Raw genomic sequence first — 19,513 nt, 5'->3', positions numbered from 1 at the left:
CTTGCCAAGACCCAATGTGCCTGCAAGTGAACACGCTTCGTGCGAGATGCCTTCCATCAGACAGCCGTCGCCCATGAAAGCATAAGTGAAGTGGTCAACAATGTCGTGACCGTCTTTGTTGAACTGTGCCGCCAGAGATTTCTCTGCCAGTGCCATGCCCACGGCGTTGGTGATGCCCTGACCCAGAGGACCTGTCGTCGTCTCAACACCTGGTGCGTAACCGTATTCTGGGTGACCTGGGGTCTTAGAGTGCAGTTGACGGAAGTTCTTCAACTCTTCGATTGGCAAATCGTAACCCGCCAGATGAAGCAGAGAGTAAATCAGCATCGAGCCGTGACCGTTAGACAGCACAAAGCGGTCGCGGTCTGCCCACTCAGGGTTCGATGGGTTGTGGTTTAGGTGAGAGCGCCAAAGGACTTCAGCGATGTCTGCCATACCCATAGGTGCGCCTGGGTGACCGGAGTTCGCTGCTTGAACGCCATCCATGCTCAGAGCACGAATTGCGTTAGCCAGATGTTTACGAGAGGACATGTCTGCTCCTGAATGCATTAAGCGAATTGAAAGTAGAAATTGTGAGGGCGTATTGTCGCAAAGCACAATAGGTGCTGCAATCGATTTACCGACCATTTTCGTGACGTTCACTACTCTTTTTCTACAATCTGCGCCAACGTCTTCGAAAATACGCAACATTGCGCAATCGATTGGTTATGAGATATGTACAAAATTTGCTTGAAATCTGCCTTTTCGAAATTAGAATAGACGTCTAGATGTAGAAACACCTACAAAAAATACTGTATTTAAACGAGATGGGTTACATAAAACCGGTCTCTTCACCTTTTTTAGTGGAGCTATCATGGCAAAGCACCTATTCACTTCTGAGTCTGTTTCAGAAGGTCATCCAGATAAGATTGCAGACCAAATTTCTGATGCAGTTCTTGATGCGATTCTGGCACAAGACCCAAAAGCTCGCGTAGCGTGTGAAACCTATGTGAAGACGGGCATGGTAATGGTGGGTGGTGAAATCACCACTTCAGCATGGGTAGACATCGAAGAGCTGACACGCCAGACGGTTCGTGACATCGGCTATGTTCACTCAGACATGGGTTTCGATGCAGATTCCTGTGCAGTTCTGAACACCATCGGTAAGCAGTCTCCAGACATCAATCAGGGTGTTGATAAGTCTGATCCTAAAGAACAAGGCGCAGGCGATCAGGGCATCATGTTTGGTTACGCAACCAATGAAACTGATGTATTCATGCCAGCTCCAATCACTTACTCTCACCTACTGGTTCAAAAGCAAGCGGAAGTTCGTAAAAACGAAACACTTCCTTGGTTGCGCCCAGATGCAAAATCTCAGGTAACGTTCCAATACGATCAAGGTAAGATCGTAGGCATCGATGCAGTTGTACTTTCAACTCAGCACTGTGATTCGGTTTCAACGCCTGACCTGCGTGAAGCAGTAATGGAAGAAATCATCAAGCCAGTACTGCCTTCTGAGTGGCTGAACAAAGAGACTAAGTTCTTCATCAACCCAACTGGTCGTTTTGTTATCGGTGGTCCTATGGGTGACTGTGGTCTGACTGGTCGTAAGATCATCGTTGATACCTACGGCGGCGCAGCTCGTCACGGTGGCGGTGCATTCTCTGGTAAAGATCCATCAAAAGTTGACCGCAGTGCCGCTTACGCTGCACGTTACGTTGCGAAGAACATCGTTGCTGCAGGTCTGGCTGACCGTTGTGAGATTCAGCTTTCTTACGCTATCGGTGTTGCTGATCCAACGTCTATCATGGTGGAAACTTTCGGTACTGAGAAAGTGTCTCACGACATCATCATCGAAGCCGTTCGTCAGAACTTCGACCTACGCCCATACGGTCTTCAGGAAATGCTGAACCTGCTTCAGCCTATCTACCAGAAGACAGCAGCTTACGGTCACTTCGGTCGTGAAGAATTCCCATGGGAAGCAACAGATAAAGCAGTAATTCTGCGCGAGTTTGCTGGTCTGTAAGGTTCTTACCTTTTCAGACAAATAACGAATTCGAAAGCCTCTGATTCTCAGAGGCTTTTTTACATCCATGTCACCTCTCGAATACCTGCTACATCATTAATTTAATTTGAATTTGTGGGGATTTTACGTGCCTAGATCAAAGTCACGCAAACGTTAACCCGATAGATTGCAGAGACGCACTAAATAACTATCATTCTCTGCTGCTCATGCTCCATTGCCACAACCTTTCGGTCCAGTTACAACAGGCACTTGTGCTTCATCCTTTGGATCTTGAAATTCAAAGAAATGAACGCTGGGTGATCATCGGGCGTAATGGTTCTGGCAAAACCTCTTTACTGAAAGCCATCGCCAATTTACTCCCGTTTACTGGTGACGTGACCTTTAATCAGAAGTCGCTCAGTCGCATGAAGCATGAGGACAAAGCGAAACTCATCAGCTATGTCCCTCAACACAGTAATGTTGATGGTCGCTTAACGTTGCGAGAGTACATTCGACTGACTTCCTCACCGCCACTCCCCTCCCAGCCATTTATCGAGACAGTGACCAGAGCATTGAAAATCGATTCCTTGCTGGATAAGAGGCTCGGGCAATTGTCGGGAGGTCAGAAGCAGCGGGCACATCTTGCCAGAGCCCTATGCCAGCAAACCGAATTTATGGTTTTGGATGAACCGCTTAATCATCTAGATCCATGTGCACAAGGTGAAGTGCTATCACTGCTCAAACAAAAGAACACCACTCTGATTTGTTCACTCCACGACATTACCCTTGCCGCTAAATTTGCTACTCACATTGCCATACTGGAACGCGGCAGACTTATCGCAAAAGGTCGCTCTGAAACCTTGCTTTCTCAACAGCAGCTTCAATCCATTTTTGATGTGGACGTCATCCATGCCACCAACACACGGACTTTAAACACCAGCCCTTTTCTTGATATAGAACTGGTCCAAGGAACGACTTAAGATGAAAAGAATTTTCGCCTCAGCACTCTGCTTACTCTTTACTGCGCCCATTCACGCTCAAATCACCGTCGATAACTGCGGAACACCGCTTACTCTGGATACTCCTCCGAAAACCTTGATCACCCACGATATCAATATGTCGGAAATGGCGTTTGCGCTAGGGCTTAATGAACACATGATTGGCGTAACTGGTATTAGTGGGTACTACAAAACCACTCCAGCTTTTAAGCAGTTGCAAGGCAGTATTCCAGAGCTGGCGCCGAAGTACCCTTCTTTGGAAGTATTGGTTAATGCCAAACCCGATGTGTTTTTTGCTGGTTGGAATTATGGAATGAGACTTGGCGGCTCCGTAACACCTGAAGCACTGAAAGAGTTTGGCACCGATACCCTTATCCTGAATGAAAGCTGCAGCCATATTCTGAAAAACAAAAAGCCCGCCACCATGGAGCAGATGTTCGATGATGTGAACCGCCTTGCCACCTTATTCGGGAAACAGGACAAAGCAACACAGTTGATCTCGGACTGGAAAAGCCAGTTAACCAAGATTCAGAACAGCACCAAAGGACAAAAACCTCTCAAAGTCTTTCTTTACGATTCAGGCGAAGACAAGCCTTTTACGGCTGGTAAATACGCCATTGTCAGCGCCATGATTGAAGCGGCTGGTGGCGAGAACATTATGAAAGATCTCGACATAAGCTGGGGTGTAACCTCTTGGGAATCCGTGGCATTGCATAACCCAGATTTGATTATTCTTTTGGATTATCAAAATGGTACGGGAGCCAAAGGGATGCAGCGTTTCCTAGAAAAGCACCCGGCTATGAAAACCACAGCTGCGGTGAAATTCAGTCAATACCTACCCTTGCGCTATGAGGAAATCACGCCGGGACCGGCTAATCTAGATGCCATTGAAAAACTGGCGACTCGTGTTCAGGCGATCAATGAACAGCCGTAGCCTTCTTTTCAATCCAGTCACGCTGAGCACCGCCATGTTCAGTGTACTGTTCATGGCGTTAGCCTTGCTTTCCTTGAGCCTGGGGAGCGTTAACCTTTCCCTGGCGCAGGTTATCGAGGTTGTCTCGAAGGCATTGGAATCCAATATAGATACGCCTATCGCTCAAGTGGTGTTGCATTTGCGCCTTCCCAGAACTTTAGTAGCAATGATCTGTGGAGCGGGTCTGGGGGTTGTCGGGGCGCTGTTGCAAACCGTCACTAAAAACGATCTTGCCGACCCTTTTATCTTTGGCTTGTCATCTGGTGCGGCGACCGGCGCCGTATTTGTCATCACGGTTATCGGGAGCACCATAGGCATCTGGACGCTTCCCCTCGCCTCATTTATCGGAGGCATAGTTTCCGCCACCGCGGTGCTGTTTCTGGTCAGAAAAGTGCGTGGACAAGCGTCATCTCAGATCGTTCTGGCAGGGCTAGCGATTTCGTTTCTGTTCACGGCACTCACGAATTTTTTAGTTTTTAATGGCGACCAACGTGCCGCTCACTCCATCCTTTTCTGGTCACTGGGCGGTTTAGGCAGTGCACGTTGGGACAACCTTCTCATCGTGATTACCGGACTAGCAGTGTTGGGGATATTGGGAGCGCTCTGCTACCGCCAGCTCGACTGTTTACTTGCCGGAGATGATGTTGCCCAAACCATGGGCGTCAATACCAAAAAGCTGCAAACCGTGGTGTTTGTTGTCTGTGCTTTTGCGACGTCATGCTTCGTCTCGATCATCGGCGTCGTGGGCTTTATCGGTCTGATGGTGCCGCACATCGCAAAGAAAATAGCCGGACCATTACACAAAAAGCTGCTCATAACATCGGCACTGATAGGTGCGCTGGTGATGCTGCTTAGTGACATTCTCGCCAGAACGCTTGCTGCACCACAAGAATTGCCTTTAGGCGTCGTCACCACTGCATTTGGTGCCTTGTTTATTATCTCGATTCTGATGGAGAAGCGAGAAAACGGAGAAGACAGTAAAACGTAGATTGTAATGTAAACAACCCTCAGGGAATCAGGTGTAACTCCTGAACTGTACCCGCAGCTGTAAGCGATGAGCGTTTTACAAGCCACTGAATCAAAGGATTTGGGAAGGAGTAAACCGCGGCGAGTTCCTCGACATCGTAAGTCAGAATACCTGAACACACATGAATACCGAGCGGGATTACTCAAATACCTTTTACTTCCTTGTGACCTCAGGGGAGCGCTCTGTATTCAAAAAACTTCGCTAGCTTAGATGAGAATACAGTGGTCACGAAAGTTAAACGCTCAAAAAACAAGTCAGAACTCCGAAGTGGATTTACCACAGGAGCTTGCGCCGCTGCGGCAAGCAGAGCAGCGGTTCAGACTCTGTTGACAAGCCACCAGCCTGACTACATTTCCATCACCTTACCTAACGGTGAACCCGCTACGTTTAAAGTGGCTTTTATCCACATAACGAAACAAACGGTAACCGCCAGTGTTATTAAAGATGCGGGTGACGACCCTGACTGTACTCATGAAGCGCACATTCAGTGTATTGCTCGATGGCAACCCACTCCCGGGTTCACCATAGAAGGAGGAGTTGGCGTAGCGCGGGTAACTCTGCCCGGTCTGGAGCTTCCAGTTGGAGAAGCTGCCATCAACCCGGTTCCACGCAAAAACATTCTGGATATGGTGATGCTGGAATGGAATCAGTCCACCTCATCGCAAAGACAAGCTGCGGGCATATCTCTGGAATTTTGTGTTCCAGATGGTGAAGAGCGGGCTAAGGAAACGATTGGTCCAAGGCTTGGGCTCATCGGGGGTATCTCCATTCTGGGCACTCGCGGCACGGTGAAGCCCTACTCAACGTCCGCGTTCTCGGCGTCTGTCCGTCAATCGGTTCAGATCGCTCGGCAGAATGGGCAGAACCATTTAGTGCTTACTACCGGGTCGCGAACGGAAAAATCAGCAATGACCATGCTCCCCGACTACCCTTCAATGTGTTTTATTCAGGCTGGGGACTTTGTCGGCATGGGGCTTCGCTCTGCCAAACGCTATCAGGTGGATAAAGTGACCGTCGTTGCCATGATTGGCAAGCTAGGAAAAATGGTTGCAGGGCACATGATGACTCATGTTTCAGGCAAAGCGATCGATTTTTCACTGCTGGCTGATCTCGCCATTCAGGTTGGCGAATCGAGCGACTTTGCCAACCAGATCAGGCAAGCCAATACGGGAAGACATGTGCTTGAAATCTGGAAAGAAGCACAAAGCACTCGCTCAGTTCCCAACCCACTGTTTTTATCCGTTCTGTGCCAACAGGCGGCGGAACATGCCGCCATCTACGTGAAACACGCAGTGAGTATCGAATTCAAACTGATCGACTTTAATGGCGATTTGCTGGCGGAACACGCCTGTCCGAAAGGGGATATACCGAAAACCCCAGACTCATCAAATACCCATGCCACTCAACAGGAGGCTCAATGACCAACGATATGCGTCAAATGACCAAGCAAGGTCAGCAAATAGAAAGTGACTCGTTCTCGATCATCGACCACGAAATAGAGACGCTTCACGGAGGGCATTCATTTCAAAAGGGTGAGTGGAATGTCGTTCGTCGCGCCATTCATACCACAGGCGATTTCGAATACGCGCAGCTCTATCGATTCAGCGACAACGCCATCGAAACAGCCATTTCAGCACTTAAATCTGGCGCCAATATCATCACGGATGTCAGTATGATCGTCACAGGCCTGAATCAGACCCGACTAAAGGTTTATGGTAATCAGGCACACTGTTTTATCAGCCACCCCGACGTAATCCATACCGCAAAAGCGACTGGAGAGACACGTGCGATTCACGCCATGCGCTATGCACGAGATAGCGGGCAACTTGACGGTGCCATTGTCGGGGTCGGGAACGCTCCAACTGCTTTGCTGGAACTGCTTCGAATGATAGAAGCTGGCGAGGCAAAGCCCGCATTAATCATTGGTATCCCCGTGGGTTTCGTTAAAGCCGATGAATCCAAACAGGCACTGACAGAGCAAAATCAGGTGCCTTACATTGCTAGCCTGGGTCGCAAGGGGGGCAGCCCGCTGGTGGTATCTACTATCCATGCTCTGCTCGCGGAGTCGATACAATGACTTGCGCAACATTAACAAATGCCGCTGTCACGGTAATTGGTGTACCCGAAGACGGGTGCCTGAGCTTAACCAGCCGAGCAGTGAATGCCGTGGAATCGGCAAGAGTCATCGCAGGTAACGACCGTCTTCTGGACTGGTTCCCACAATTCAAAGGGGAACGTTTGTCCATGAATCAGGGCTACCAGCCTTGGTTTGCTAAAGTATTAGAAGAAAGTGAGGAAGGTAGCGTTGTTGTGCTTGCCTCTGGCGACCCGCTTTTCTTTGGTATCGGTCAGTCGATATTGAATAAGTTGCCTCATTACGAAGTGCGCTTTATTCCCTCCCCGTCATCCATGCAACTAGCCTGCAGCCGAGTCGGGCTCCCGTGGCAGGACATGAAAGCCATCTCGCTGCATGGCCGTAAACAGCATGACGACGTCATTCAAGGACTCGCTAGCCAGATCCAGTGGGGAACAAGTTACTGCCTGCTAACCGATGCTCACAATCACCCCGCAAGAATTGCAGCACACCTTATCAACTACACCCAGCAAGGCTGGCTGGTTTGGGTCTGTGAGAGTTTGGGATCAACCGAAGAAAAAGTTACGAAATGGTCGTTAGACGATCTTGCCAGATGCGCTTCAGGGGACTTTTCTTCGCTCAATGTACTGATTCTACACAGAGCAGAACCATATGCCTGGGGGATAGCGGGTCAGTACGCCAGTGATGATGATTTTATGAAGCGAACCCCCAAACGCGGGCTAATCACTAAACAGCCCGTTCGCCACTTAGCTCTCTCGTCAATGCGCATACAGCCCCAATCTGTGGTATGGGATATCGGTACGGGTTCTGGTTCTGTCGCTATCGAAGCGGCGAAACAATGTTATCTGGGGCAGGTGTTCACCATCGAGTCCAATCCGGAATGTTACGAGTCGATCGAAGCCAACCTAAAAGCTCACGGCACAGACAATGTCAGGTTGATTAAGGATAAAGCGCCTAACCAGCTTGAACATCTCCCGGCACCCGACAGCATCTTTGTTGGTGGGAGCCGAGGCAATATGACGTCGATTCTGGATACCTGCTGGGAAGCACTGAAACCCGGAGGTGTCATTGTTGGCTCCGCCGTCACGGTCGACTCTACCTGTGAACTTCATCAGTGGAGCAAAGAGAGCCAGGCACCGACTCACGTTCAGCTGGTTACCGTTTCTAACGGAGTGCCTCTGGCGCATTACACGCGTTATCAGGCAGAGAACCCTATTCACTTATTCACATTCACCAAACCGCAGGCTGGATAAATACCGCGGTCAGGAAAACACAACATAAAAATACAATAATGAGAAAGTCAAAATGAAATTAGGAACTATGTATGCGGTCGGCGTGGGTACCGGTGACCCGGAGCTATTAACGCTAAAAGCACACCGTATTTTAAGCCAGGCTGATGTTGTTGCCTTCCCGGAAAAAGACGCCGGGAGTCAGCAGTCCTTTGCTCAACACATTGTCGATGGCAGCCTGAGAAGAAGCGACATGCGAGGGAAAGTGATGTTTCTTCACTTCCCGATGACGCGAGATCCCAATGTCAATATTCCCGCCTGGCAAAAAGCCGCTGAAACCATTGCGTGCCTGCTAAGGCAGGGGAAATCCGTCGCGTTTGCGACCGAGGGCGATCCTTCCGTCTACAGCACCTGGGCTTATATTCAGGAAGAACTTTCTGAGATTTTGCCCGAGCTCGACCCAGTAATCATTCCGGGCATTACCTCGGTTACGGCAATCCCGTCTCAGACCAAAATCCCTCTGGCAGACGGTCAGGAGCGTTTCTGTGTGGTCCCCGCCACTTGGGGGCTGGAATGTCTTGAGAGGCTGGTACTGGATTTTGACACCATCATGCTCATCAAAGCCGGTCGGGTTATTCCTAAGCTCACTAAACAGCTTCAGGCGATGAACATGCTGGACTGCGCAACATATGTTTCTCACGCCACCACCGAGCAGCAAGAGGTGTACACCAATCTCAATGATGTGCCGAATGAGCATCGTTATTTTTCTATGGTTCAGCTCTCTGTCCGCTCACGTCGCGGAGTACTTCGAGGCACAACACAGTCACAACCCTGTGCCGTATTGGAAAGCAGGAGAGCCTGATGAAGATTGCGATTTACGCCATTACCTTGCACGGCGCAAGGCAGGCTCGACGGCTGGCTCAGACCTTTCTGTTTGCAGACGTGTTCGTCGCACCTGTGGGGAAAGAAGAATACCCAGATGCCAATAGTCTTACCCTGCCTTTATCAGGCTTCTTCACCGAAAAATTTGCCGATTACGATCACCATATCTGCTTTTTCGCAGCAGGGATCGTTAGCCGAATGATAGGTCCACTCCTTCGGGACAAACGAACCGACCCGGGGGTAGTTTGCATTGATGATCACGGGCAGTTTGTGATTCCAATGCTTTCAGGGCACCGAGGCGGAGCAAATGCTATTGCACTGCAAATATCACAAGCGCTTAGTGCCACGCCCGTGATTACTACCGCATCGGATGTCGCTGACAGCCTGTCAGTTGATATGTTGGGAGCCCCTTTTGGCTGGACGCTCGATCCTGAATGTGAGCCAGCCATCACGGCAACCAGTGCCGCCGTCGTCAACGAGAAACGTGTATTGATTGTTCAGCATGCTGGTGAACAAAACTGGTGGCAGCACAAACGCTCTATGCCCCGCCACATCATGACGCACCCGGATTTGTCTCATGCAGATCTCACGAAAGTGGAGCCTGCTGAGTGGGATGGACTGGTGCTTATCTCAGATGAGGAGACCCCAAAGGGCTATACGTTGTGGCAAAGCAAAACTGTACTGTGGCGACCTAAGTCATTAGTTCTTGGTATTGGATGCGATCGCAACACTCCGTTGCAGGTACTTCAGGCAGGCATTCATCAATTTCTTGAAGAGCATAATCTGTCTAAATACAGCATTTCCTCACTGGCAAGCATCGCATTAAAAGCCGAAGAACAAGGTATTCTGGCGCTTTCTGAGCAGGAGCAGATTCCATTTCATACTTATTCAGCCAGCGAGTTAGATGGAGTGGAAGGGATTGAGAACCCTTCAGATTACGTAAAGAAAATTACGAGCGTTTCATCAGTGGCAGAAGCGTCTGCACTCAAACATTCTGCCCGTACTCAACTCCTCGTTCCTAAATGGAAGTTCAAGCAGGATGGCTTCAACATGACTCTTGCGTGCTGTCGCATCACTTATGATGAACCTCTTGCCAAAAAGAAATGGAAAAACTGGCTCGACAAAGACGTCAAAATCAACCTGCATGGTAACGAAGTGGTTGATGGATTCCAGTGCAAACCCAAGCACGTCGATCTCAACCGCCCCATGCTTTATCACCGCCACCACATTCTGCTCTGCGAGGGAGGGCGCTGCGCCAAAGAAGGCAGTAAGAACCTCGCCCATGACCTACGGCAAGTGCTCAAATCAATTGGTTTTGCCAGTGGAGAGCAGCGAATCAAAATCAGCCGTACGCACTGCGCAGGCACCTGCCGAAACCGTGCGGCGATGGTGATCTACGAACGCCTTCAACCCAATGAAACACCCATCAACAACGGCTTATGGGTGAAAGGGATTGATCAGTTTACCGAGCAGACCTGGAAAGAACTTTTCACACATCTGGTCGAGCGTAAGCCACTCAAACAATGGCTCGATCCGCAATACATCGCACCTATCGAAAGTGCCGATGAGCTAAACAAACTATAAGACCAAAACAAACAATAAGACCAATACAAACAATAAGACCAATACAAAAAATAAGGATAGTTAACCCATGAAACGACTTCGTCATTACAATCAAGGCACCGCCATTGTTCTTAGCTGCTTTGGCAGTGTGATTGAACAGCAGCGTTATGAAAACTTGGCTGCGCGTGTTCGCGAGACCTACCCCGACACTCATGTTCGTGTCGCCACCAGCTCGAAAATGGTGATCAAAAAGCTGGCGCGTAAAGACAATCAATGTTTTAGCCTTCCGCAAGTTCTGGCTGATCTCGATACACAAGGTTATGAGCGAATTCTAGTGGTTTCCGTGTACCTGTTCCCGACCGATGAACACCGATACCTGACATCCATTGTCGACGGATTCAAGCAATTCTCCTTAGCCCGTATCGAACAGACACCAGCCATCATGCACCATAGCCAGCTCGCCACCCGACTGATTTCTGCCTTGCACGAACGTTTCATGCCTAGAGAGCATTTTAATGTGTTCATTCATCACGGTGCCCCTATGCTCGACAACCCGGGGCATCAGGCGATTCACTACAGCGCTGACTTTCTGAGTAGCCTGTCTGAACGCAACTTCGCCTGTTCACTCGAAGGAGCGTGGCCTTTCCAATTGCTGAAAGATGAAATGCTCAGCCGCATAAAAGCGCTCCATACCGGTGGTGGCAAGCCAGTACTAAACTTAGTTCCGTTACTTTTGGTTTCCGGTAACCACTTCATTAATGATCTCAACGAGATCAAAGAAGCTTTGTCCGAAGATGCCGAAGTGAAAATTGCAGAACCTGTTCAAGGTGACAAATTCTGTATGCTGGACATGCCTGAGCTTCTGGACGTTATCGACAGGCAGATTAAAGAAGGATTGATTCGTCTTAACGCTCCCGAAGGAGTGCTCTAGTCATGGCAAAATTAACCTTGATTGGTCTTGGACCGGGCTTTATTGATCTTGTTACGCCAGCCGCGCAGCACGCCATTAAAACTGCTGATGTGGTCGCAGGTTACAAAGCGTATGTTGAGCTTATCGACGAACTGATTGTTGAGCAGGAAGTCATCCAAAGTGGGATGACACGCGAGTGGGATCGCGCGCAGGCGGCGGTGGAAGAGGCAGCCAAAGGCAAGCAAGTGGTTCTGGTGTGCTCAGGAGACTCGGGCATGTACGCCATGGCGCCACTGGTGCTGGAACTGCTTGAGCAAAACCCTCAGCTAAATCAGCAGATTGAGTTAGATATTATTCCCGGCATTACCGCAGCCAACGCGTGTGCATCATTGGTTGGTGCTCCGCTCGGTCACGACAGTTGCACCATCTCTTTGTCGGATCTACTCACTCCTTGGGATGTGATCACCAAGCGCATTGAAGCCGCTGCTATCGCTGATTTTGCCATCACGTTTTATAACCCGAGATCCAAAAAGCGAACCCAACATATCGAAACTGCTCGTGAGATCTTGCTGAAACATAAAGATCCAAGTACACCCGTTGCCGTCGTCAATGCTGCCTACCGCGAAGATCAGCAAGTCACACTGACCACTCTGGCTGAGTTTACTCAGGTGGAGTTTGGTATGAATGCGGCAGTCGTGGTCGGCAATAGCAACAGCTATCGCTTTGGCGACTGGATCATTACACCCAGAGGCTACACCAATAAATATCAGCTTAAAAACGGTTCGGTACTCGACGGGCAGAAACGTGGACACTCACTGAAAATGAAAGATGAGGTGAACTGACATGACGGTTTATTTTATTGGTGCCGGTCCGGGCGATCCAGATTTGATCACCGTAAAAGGGGCTAGGCTTGTCGAAGAGTGCCCTGTCGTGGTTTACGCAGGTAGCCTGGTGCCCAGAGCGGTCATTGAACGCGCTCGACCTGATGCGCAGGTTTACAACTCTGCGGACATGGATCTGAATGATCTGACTCGCGTTTACCAGAACGCTCACGAGAAAGGGGAACATGTCGCCCGAGTTCAAACTGGCGACCTTTCTATTTACTCATCGTTAGCTGAACAAACTCGCCGCTTAAATGAGTTAGGAATCGACTGGAAGGTCGTACCGGGGGTGAGTTCATTTCAAGCCAGCGCCGCTGCACTCGGGCAAGAGCTGACGCTTCCTGAAAAGTGTCAGACCATTATCCTCAGCCGAGCATCAGGTCGTACTCCTGTTCCCGAGAAAGAGAACTTGCGGTCACTGGCGTCTCATGAGGCAACGTTATGTTTATTTCTCAGCGCCACACTCATTAGCAAAGTCGTGAGGGAGCTGTCCGATGTCTACCCTCCTGACTGGCCAGTCGCAGTGGTCGAAAAAGCCAGTCATCCTGAACAACGAATTTTTCGTGGTACATTAAGCACCATTGCTCAAATCATGCATGATGAGGGGATTCGCTCAACCGCAATGATTATTGTCAGCAAAGTGCTGGGCGACAACAGCTTTGTCGATTCTAAACTTTATGACCCCACTTTCTCACACGCCTGTCGACAGGCGCGTATCATCACGAATGAATCTGAGTGATTGATAGCTGAAGATAAGGAAAAACATATGGAAACCGCTTATTGCTCCGCTTTGGTTGTCGGAGCACCATCATCTGGAAGTGGAAAAACCACGGTTGTTGCTGCGCTCGCACGAGCACTGACTCAGCAGGGGAAAAAGGTTCGCGTCTTTAAAACGGGTCCTGACTTTATCGATCCCCAGTTTCTATCTATCGCTTCAGGGGCTCCAGTCTATCAACTAGACTTATGGATGTGCGGAGAAGCCGAGTGCCAGCGTTTGCTCTTCAAGGCGGCTCAGGAAGCGGATGTCATTCTTATCGAAGGTGTCATGGGCATGTTTGATGGCAAGTGCTCCAGTGCTGACATTGCCGCTAAATTTCAGCTACCCATGCTCGCGGTGGTGGATGCTGGCGCAATGGCACAAACCTTTGGTGCTCTGGTGCATGGTTTATCGACTTACCGGGATGATATTGATGTCTTTGGGGTAGTGGCGAATCGTGTAGGGTCAAAAAGACACTCTGAAATGCTGAAAGAAAGCCTGAAACCAGAAACGGCTTTTTGCGGTTGGTTACCGAAAGACATGGATCTTTCACTGCCCGAGCGTCACCTCGGACTAGTGCAGGCACAAGAACTGGATGACATTGAACAACGGCTTGATCGCGCCGCCCAATTGACTAGTGAGTTTGGTGACATTCCCTTACCTCCTCCCCAATCATTTCATCCACCAGCTCAATCCAAACCAGACGTCACAGGTACACTGAAAGACCAGACAATTGCTATCGCCAACGACGCCAGCTTTGCTTTTTTGTATCAGGCGAACATTGACCTGCTGGAATCATTAGGCGCGACGCTGACATACTTTTCGCCCCTTGCGCAGGACGAGCTACCCCAATGTGATGCGCTATACCTGCCAGGCGGCTATCCAGAACTTTATATGGAGAAACTGGCGAGCAACGAGTCTCTGAATCATCAGATCTTAGAGCACATCAAGCAGGGTAAGCCTTGTCTGGCTGAATGTGGCGGCATGCTATATCTGAACAAAACACTGACGGATAAGAACGATCAGACGAAAAAGTTAGTGGGCGCTTTGAATGCCAACGCTTACATGCAAAATAAGCTGGCTGCCCTAGGCATTTTGGAAGCCAGTATCCAGGGTCAGCCATTACGCGGACACACTTTTCACTACTCAAAGACCGTTAGCGAAGAAAAAATGCTGACCGAACCACTCTCCCAATATGGAACCCCAACCGATCCTGTATGGGTAAAACACGCCACGGTAGCCTCATATGCTCACTGGTATTTTCCTTATAATCCTGATCTTATTGTAAAAATATTTCGAGGCACTTTATTCTGAAGTCAACCCATCTCTCTTGTGATCAATAACAAATCCCAGAATTGAGCCGAAAGAAGTTTGATATTTATCTCTGGATAGTTAATAGTTAACATAATGTTAACAACCTTTCTCAGAGAAAGGGTATTGTTAACGTTGTAAAGTCGATGCGCCGCTTACAAAAATTGATCGCCTGCGAGGCATCGAGCACCTATGGATGATGGGTGTGTGACCCCTGTTGAGAAAGTTGAACCACAAAAGGTCGGCACGCCCTGGGAAAATTCAAACTCGGTTTTGTGAGTAAGCTCCGCCAGCGTTGAGTACTCCGGAGTTCAAGCAGAATCGGTCATGGAGGGTCTATGCCTCGTACACTCAGTCCAAATGACGTCTCTGATAAAAAAGAACACGTCATTCCAGATTCAGAATACGCCAGAACCATACCTTGTAATAAAATCGGCATCACCGAGCCATTTCACTGGCTTGCCATGGCTGTAAATGACTTAATGCGAACACCTTTAATCAGCGCTTTTTATGGTCTCTGTTTTACCGCAGCGGCAATTGGCGTTGTGGGTCTGGTGTACTGGCAAGGTACACACTTAGTGGTACTGCCAAGTCTTATCGTCTACATGCTTATTGGTCCGTTCCTCGCACTTGGCTTATATGATGCGGCGTGGGAACTTGAAAAAGGACACAAACCCAAGCTACTCCATTCCATGCACGCCATCGGACGTAATTCAGTATCACAGTGGGGATTTGCCCTGATGCTCAGCATCGCCATGATATTCTGGATGCGAATAGCAGCGTTACTTCATGCGCTCTACCCTTCTGTAGAAGGTGCACCTATTGCTGACTTCCTGCCGTTTCTGGTGATCGGGTCCCTTATCGGGCTTGTGCTTTCAACCATCATTTTCTGTATCTCTGTCTTTTCCATTCCAATGATGATGGAACGCAGAGTGGACATCATGACCGCAGTGTTCACCAGCTTCAACGCGGTGAAATCCAATATCCCAGCCATGATTGTTTGGGCATTCATCATATGTGGTGGGCTTATCATCGGTTTTGCGACCTTTGGTCTGGGTATGATGATCGTCATGCCTATCTTGGGCTTTGGCACCTGGCATGGCTACGAGGCAACAATACAGCGTCGTCACCATTAACAAGCTCCGCATTTTCAGTACAATAGCAGCCTCGTCACAGAGGCTGCTTTTTTATGCTCAATCCAACCACCAGCTACACTATCGACCAGATCATTCGGCGCTGTATTCGACAGGCTGAAAACAAGTTCGGTTGCTCCTTTCCCGTTCCGGTCTGGAATTTCAACGTGCGTGGGAAAGCGGCTGGAAAGGCGTATCTTCAAAGCTGGGAAATCCGGCTAAACCCCACCTTGTTTGCAGGCAATCAAGAAGCGTTTTACAAAGAGGTCATCCCACATGAGGTGGCGCACCTCATCACTTACCAACAATTTGGACGTGTAAAACCGCATGGTGCGGAGTGGCGATATGTGATGGAAGAAGTGCTGGGGGTGAAAGCCAATACCACTCACCAGTTCGATGTAAAAGACGTACAAGGGAAGACCTTTGAGTACCGCTGCGAGTGTCAGGTTCATGCTCTGACGATACGCAGGCACAACAAAATACAACGCGGTCAGACGAGCTATCAATGTCGTTCCTGTAAGGGAGAGCTCAAATTTACAGGTACTCAACTGTCTTAGTTTTGTTAATTTAACGCTTATCTATAGATAAAATTATCATCTCATTGCTAGACTTCATTTTATTAATAATCCTAATTATCAATAACTATGAAGCTCTACCCAATTTTAATCACGCTTGCTGTTCTACCCGTTACTTTAAATGCTGCTCCTCCCTCTTCTTTTTCTAAAGCCAAAAAAGAAGCGGTGAAGATTTACGCCGACCACCCCATCAGTTTTTACTGCGACTGCGATATTCAGTGGAAAGGAAAGAAGGGCATTCCCGACCTTAATGGCTGTGGTTATGAAGTAAGGAAACAACTCAAGCGTGCCTCGCGAATTGAATGGGAACACGTGGTGCCAGCCTGGCAGTTCGGTCACCAGAGACAATGCTGGCAGAATGGCGGCAGAAAGAACTGCACCCGAAACGACAAAACTTTCAAACTGATGGAAGCCGACTTACACAATCTGGCACCCGCGATTGGCGAAGTAAATGGCGATCGCTCTAACTACAATTTCAGTCAGTGGAATGGGATAGACGGAGCCACTTATGGTCAATGCGAAGTTCAGGTTAACTTCAAGCAACGAAAAGTAATGCCGCCAGATCGCGCCAAAGGCTCCATTGCACGCACCTACCTTTACATGAGTAAAGAGTACGGCTTTCGACTTTCAAAGCAGCAAACCAATCTGATGAATGCCTGGAACAAGCAATTCCCTGTGGACGAATGGGAATGCACGCGCGATGAGCGCATCTTCCGCATTCAGGGCAACCATAATCCTTTTGTTTATCAAGCCTGCCTAAATCGCTCTTAACTCTAACCAAAGGGGCATTCGCCCCTTGTTTTTTCCCTGCGTAGCATCCATGTTAGTCACTAATCACTTAGGGTCTGATGACCAATAGCACGCAGGAAAAAGTAGATGCGAATCCCTCGAATTTATCACCCCGAAAAGATTTCAGAACTGGGCTTGGTGAAATTAAGCGACGATGCCGCAGGTCATATAGGCAGAGTGCTTCGTATGGGCGAGGGTCAGGAAGTGCTATTGTTTGATGGTAGCGATGCAGAATTCCCCGCCGTTATCGTTGAGTCGAGTAAGAAAAACGTGACCGTCGAGGTACGTGAGCGCATTGAATCGAGTATCGAATCGCCACTGAATATCCACCTTGGGCAGGTGATCTCTCGTGGCGAAAAAATGGAATTCACCATTCAAAAGTCGGTGGAATTGGGTGTAAATACCATTACCCCTTTAATTTCAGAGAGATGTGGCGTAAAACTAGACGCCAAGCGATTCGAGAAGAAACTGGCTCAGTGGCAGAAAATTGCAATAAGCGCTTGCGAACAATGTGGTCGTAATACAGTGCCAGAAATTCGCCCTATCATGCAGCTTGAAGAATGGTGCGCAGAACCCAGCGAGGCTTTAAAACTCAATCTGCACCCCAGAGCAAAATATTCCATCAATACCCTGCCAGAACCAATGACACGCGTGCGTTTGCTTATTGGTCCGGAAGGGGGTCTGTCTGCTGAAGAGATCGGCATGACAGAGAAATACAAATTTGAAGAAACGTTGCTAGGTCCTCGAGTGCTGAGAACCGAAACTGCAGCGTTAACCGCAATTACAGCATTGCAAGTCCGCTTTGGCGACCTTGGATAAACGGAGACAAACGAATGATAAAAATCGGCATAGTCATGGATCCTATTTCTTCTATCAACATCAAGAAGGACTCCAGTTTCGCCATGATGTTAGAAGCTCAGCGCCGTGGCTGGGAAATCCACTACATGGAGATGAACGATCTTCATCTGGATCAGGGCACTCCAATTGCGGATACCAAAGTGGTCTCGTTAAAAGAAGATCCCACTGGCTGGTATGAATTCAAATCCGAACAGCCTATCGAGCTATCCGAACTTGATGCGGTTTTGATGAGAAAAGATCCTCCGTTTGACACAGAGTTCATCTACGCGACGTACATTCTTGAGCGCGCGGAAGAAAAAGGCACGCTTATCGTCAACAAACCACAGAGCCTTCGTGACTGTAACGAGAAGCTGTTTACCGCATGGTTCCCAGAATTGACACCGACGACAATTGTTACACGCAAAGCGGAAAAAATCCGAGAGTTTCAGGAAAAACACGGTGACGTAATCCTTAAGCCGTTGGATGGTATGGGCGGCGCCTCTATCTTCCGTGTGAAACAAGGTGATCCAAACGTATCGGTGATCATTGAAACCCTGACCAACCACGCGCAGAACTACGCCATGGCACAAACTTTTGTACCGGACATCAGTAACGGCGACAAACGTATCTTGGTGGTGGACGGCGAGCCTATGCCTTACTGCTTAGCGCGTATTCCAGCGAAAGGCGAAACCCGCGGAAACCTTGCCGCAGGGGGCAGAGGGGAAGCGAGACCATTAAGTGAAACAGATTTACAGATAGCGAACGCAGTAGCTCCTACACTTAAAGAAAAAGGGCTTATCTTTGTTGGCTTGGATGTGATTGGCGACAAACTGACTGAAATCAACGTCACCAGTCCAACCTGCATTCGTGAAATCGAAGCAGCGTTCGACATTTCTATCACGGGTAAGTTGATGGACGCCATCGAACGTCGAGTCCAAAAATAATTAAATAGGCTCACACTGGAGATATTATGAATTTAGCGAATCATTTTCTGGTCGCCATGCCTGGCATGAAAGACCCGTTTTTTAAGCGCACTGTGGTTTACTTATGTGAACACAGTGACGATGGCGCTATGGGCATTGTCATTAATGCTCCGATTGATATCTCCGTGGGCGGCATGTTGAAGCAGGTTGAAGTGGATCCGGTGCATCCTCAACTCAATACCGACAGTTTAGAGAAACCCGTTCTCAATGGCGGTCCGGTTGCGGAAGATCGCGGATTTATACTTCATGAACCCAAAGATCATTACCAGTCCAGCATTCAGATGACCCAATCACTTGCGGTTACTACCTCTAAGGACATTTTAAGCGTTTTAGGTACCGAAGCAGAGCCAGATAACTACGTTGTGGCTCTGGGCTATTCAGGCTGGGAAGCGGGTCAATTAGAAAGTGAGTTAGCGGATAACTCCTGGCTCACTATCGAAGCAGACCCGAATGTCATCTTTAACACGCCAATTCACGAGCGCTGGAAAAAAGCGGTTCAGATGTTAGGCATTGATGCCAGCCAGCTTTCTTCACAGGTTGGACACGCCTAGCTAATTCAAATAACCGAAAATACCAGCACTCGAAC

19 protein-coding genes, 1 pseudogene and 1 riboswitch are annotated in these 19,513 nt (G+C 48.9%); of the genes and pseudogenes, 19 read left to right on the top strand and 1 reads right to left on the bottom strand.

The genetic code is table 11. The annotated features are described in order from the left end of the window. Positions 1–531 (bottom strand): annotated as a pseudogene (locus RH89_RS28170) (transketolase); the annotation flags it as partial. Positions 532–853: 322 nt separating this feature from the next. Between RH89_RS28170 and metK the strand changes: the two are divergent. From metK to RH89_RS28075, 19 genes are all read left to right on the top strand, one after another. Continuing rightward, on the top strand, positions 854–2,005 hold the full coding sequence (gene metK, locus RH89_RS28165) for a methionine adenosyltransferase (protein ID WP_004409338.1): 1,152 nt from the start codon (positions 854–856) through the stop codon (positions 2,003–2,005). 251 nt (positions 2,006–2,256) lie between these two features. Next, entirely contained in the window at positions 2,257–2,964 is a 708-nt protein-coding gene (locus RH89_RS28160; RefSeq protein WP_004409336.1) for an ABC transporter ATP-binding protein, read from the top strand. 1 nt (position 2,965) lies between these two features. Continuing rightward, the gene (locus tag RH89_RS28155; protein WP_004409335.1) at positions 2,966–3,916 is read left to right on the top strand and encodes an ABC transporter substrate-binding protein; all 951 of its coding nucleotides are present in this window, start codon (positions 2,966–2,968) and stop codon (positions 3,914–3,916) included. Beyond that, positions 3,903–4,943: a FecCD family ABC transporter permease gene (locus RH89_RS28150; RefSeq protein ID WP_004409334.1), complete on the top strand. Its 1,041-nt coding sequence runs from the start codon at positions 3,903–3,905 to the stop codon at positions 4,941–4,943. Before RH89_RS28155 ends, RH89_RS28150 begins: the two co-directional genes overlap by 14 nt. A 21-nt stretch (positions 4,944–4,964) precedes the next feature. Then, positions 4,965–5,095, top strand: a riboswitch (cobalamin riboswitch). Between the two features lie 108 nt (positions 5,096–5,203). Next, entirely contained in the window at positions 5,204–6,403 is a 1,200-nt protein-coding gene (locus RH89_RS28145; protein WP_004409333.1) for a cobalt-precorrin-5B (C(1))-methyltransferase, read from the top strand. Beyond that, positions 6,400–7,059, top strand: a complete 660-nt coding sequence (locus tag RH89_RS28140) for a precorrin-8X methylmutase (RefSeq protein ID WP_004409332.1) — start codon at positions 6,400–6,402, stop codon at positions 7,057–7,059. Before RH89_RS28145 ends, RH89_RS28140 begins: the two co-directional genes overlap by 4 nt. Further along, a complete protein-coding gene (locus RH89_RS28135) occupies positions 7,056–8,330 on the top strand; it encodes a bifunctional cobalt-precorrin-7 (C(5))-methyltransferase/cobalt-precorrin-6B (C(15))-methyltransferase (RefSeq protein WP_004409329.1) in 1,275 nt (424 codons plus the stop codon). Before RH89_RS28140 ends, RH89_RS28135 begins: the two co-directional genes overlap by 4 nt. Before the next feature lie 52 nt (positions 8,331–8,382). After that, positions 8,383–9,168, top strand: coding sequence for a precorrin-2 C(20)-methyltransferase (cobI, locus tag RH89_RS28130; RefSeq protein ID WP_004409323.1), 786 nt, complete (start codon positions 8,383–8,385; stop codon positions 9,166–9,168). Then, positions 9,168–10,772, top strand: a complete 1,605-nt coding sequence (locus RH89_RS28125; protein WP_004409322.1) for a cobalamin biosynthesis protein — start codon at positions 9,168–9,170, stop codon at positions 10,770–10,772. The genes cobI and RH89_RS28125 overlap by 1 nt, the downstream gene beginning before the upstream one ends. Before the next feature lie 67 nt (positions 10,773–10,839). After that, positions 10,840–11,682, top strand: coding sequence for a sirohydrochlorin cobaltochelatase (locus RH89_RS28120; RefSeq protein WP_004409321.1), 843 nt, complete (start codon positions 10,840–10,842; stop codon positions 11,680–11,682). Between the two features lie 2 nt (positions 11,683–11,684). Then, entirely contained in the window at positions 11,685–12,503 is an 819-nt protein-coding gene (cobJ, locus tag RH89_RS28115; protein WP_004409319.1) for a precorrin-3B C(17)-methyltransferase, read from the top strand. A gap of 1 nt (position 12,504) precedes the next feature. After that, positions 12,505–13,281 (top strand): precorrin-4 C(11)-methyltransferase, encoded by a 777-nt coding sequence (cobM, locus tag RH89_RS28110; protein ID WP_004409317.1) that lies wholly within the window; start codon positions 12,505–12,507, stop codon positions 13,279–13,281. 27 nt (positions 13,282–13,308) lie between these two features. Beyond that, complete coding sequence (locus RH89_RS28105; protein WP_004409314.1) at positions 13,309–14,613, top strand: cobyrinic acid a,c-diamide synthase CobB; 1,305 nt, start codon at positions 13,309–13,311, stop codon at positions 14,611–14,613. Between the two features lie 335 nt (positions 14,614–14,948). Then, positions 14,949–15,746 carry a DUF2189 domain-containing protein gene (locus RH89_RS28100; protein WP_004409309.1) on the top strand — a complete coding sequence of 266 codons (798 nt, stop codon included), beginning with the start codon at positions 14,949–14,951 and terminating at the stop codon, positions 15,744–15,746. Between the two features lie 53 nt (positions 15,747–15,799). Next, positions 15,800–16,300, top strand: coding sequence for a SprT family zinc-dependent metalloprotease (locus RH89_RS28095; RefSeq protein WP_004409307.1), 501 nt, complete (start codon positions 15,800–15,802; stop codon positions 16,298–16,300). A gap of 87 nt (positions 16,301–16,387) precedes the next feature. Further along, entirely contained in the window at positions 16,388–17,089 is a 702-nt protein-coding gene (locus tag RH89_RS28090; protein WP_004409306.1) for an endonuclease, read from the top strand. A gap of 105 nt (positions 17,090–17,194) precedes the next feature. Further along, positions 17,195–17,926, top strand: coding sequence for a 16S rRNA (uracil(1498)-N(3))-methyltransferase (gene rsmE, locus RH89_RS28085; protein ID WP_004409303.1), 732 nt, complete (start codon positions 17,195–17,197; stop codon positions 17,924–17,926). A gap of 14 nt (positions 17,927–17,940) precedes the next feature. Beyond that, entirely contained in the window at positions 17,941–18,888 is a 948-nt protein-coding gene (gene gshB / locus RH89_RS28080; RefSeq protein WP_004409301.1) for a glutathione synthase, read from the top strand. A 26-nt stretch (positions 18,889–18,914) separates the two neighbouring features. Further along, entirely contained in the window at positions 18,915–19,478 is a 564-nt protein-coding gene (locus RH89_RS28075) for a YqgE/AlgH family protein (protein WP_004409298.1), read from the top strand. The last annotated feature ends 35 nt before the right edge of the window (positions 19,479–19,513 follow it).

It is taken from the genome of Vibrio nigripulchritudo ATCC 27043 (genome assembly GCF_000222685.1).
In the GTDB taxonomy this organism is placed as follows: Bacteria; Pseudomonadota; Gammaproteobacteria; order Enterobacterales; family Vibrionaceae; genus Vibrio; species Vibrio nigripulchritudo.
This window is presented reverse-complemented; position numbering and strand designations above follow the sequence as displayed.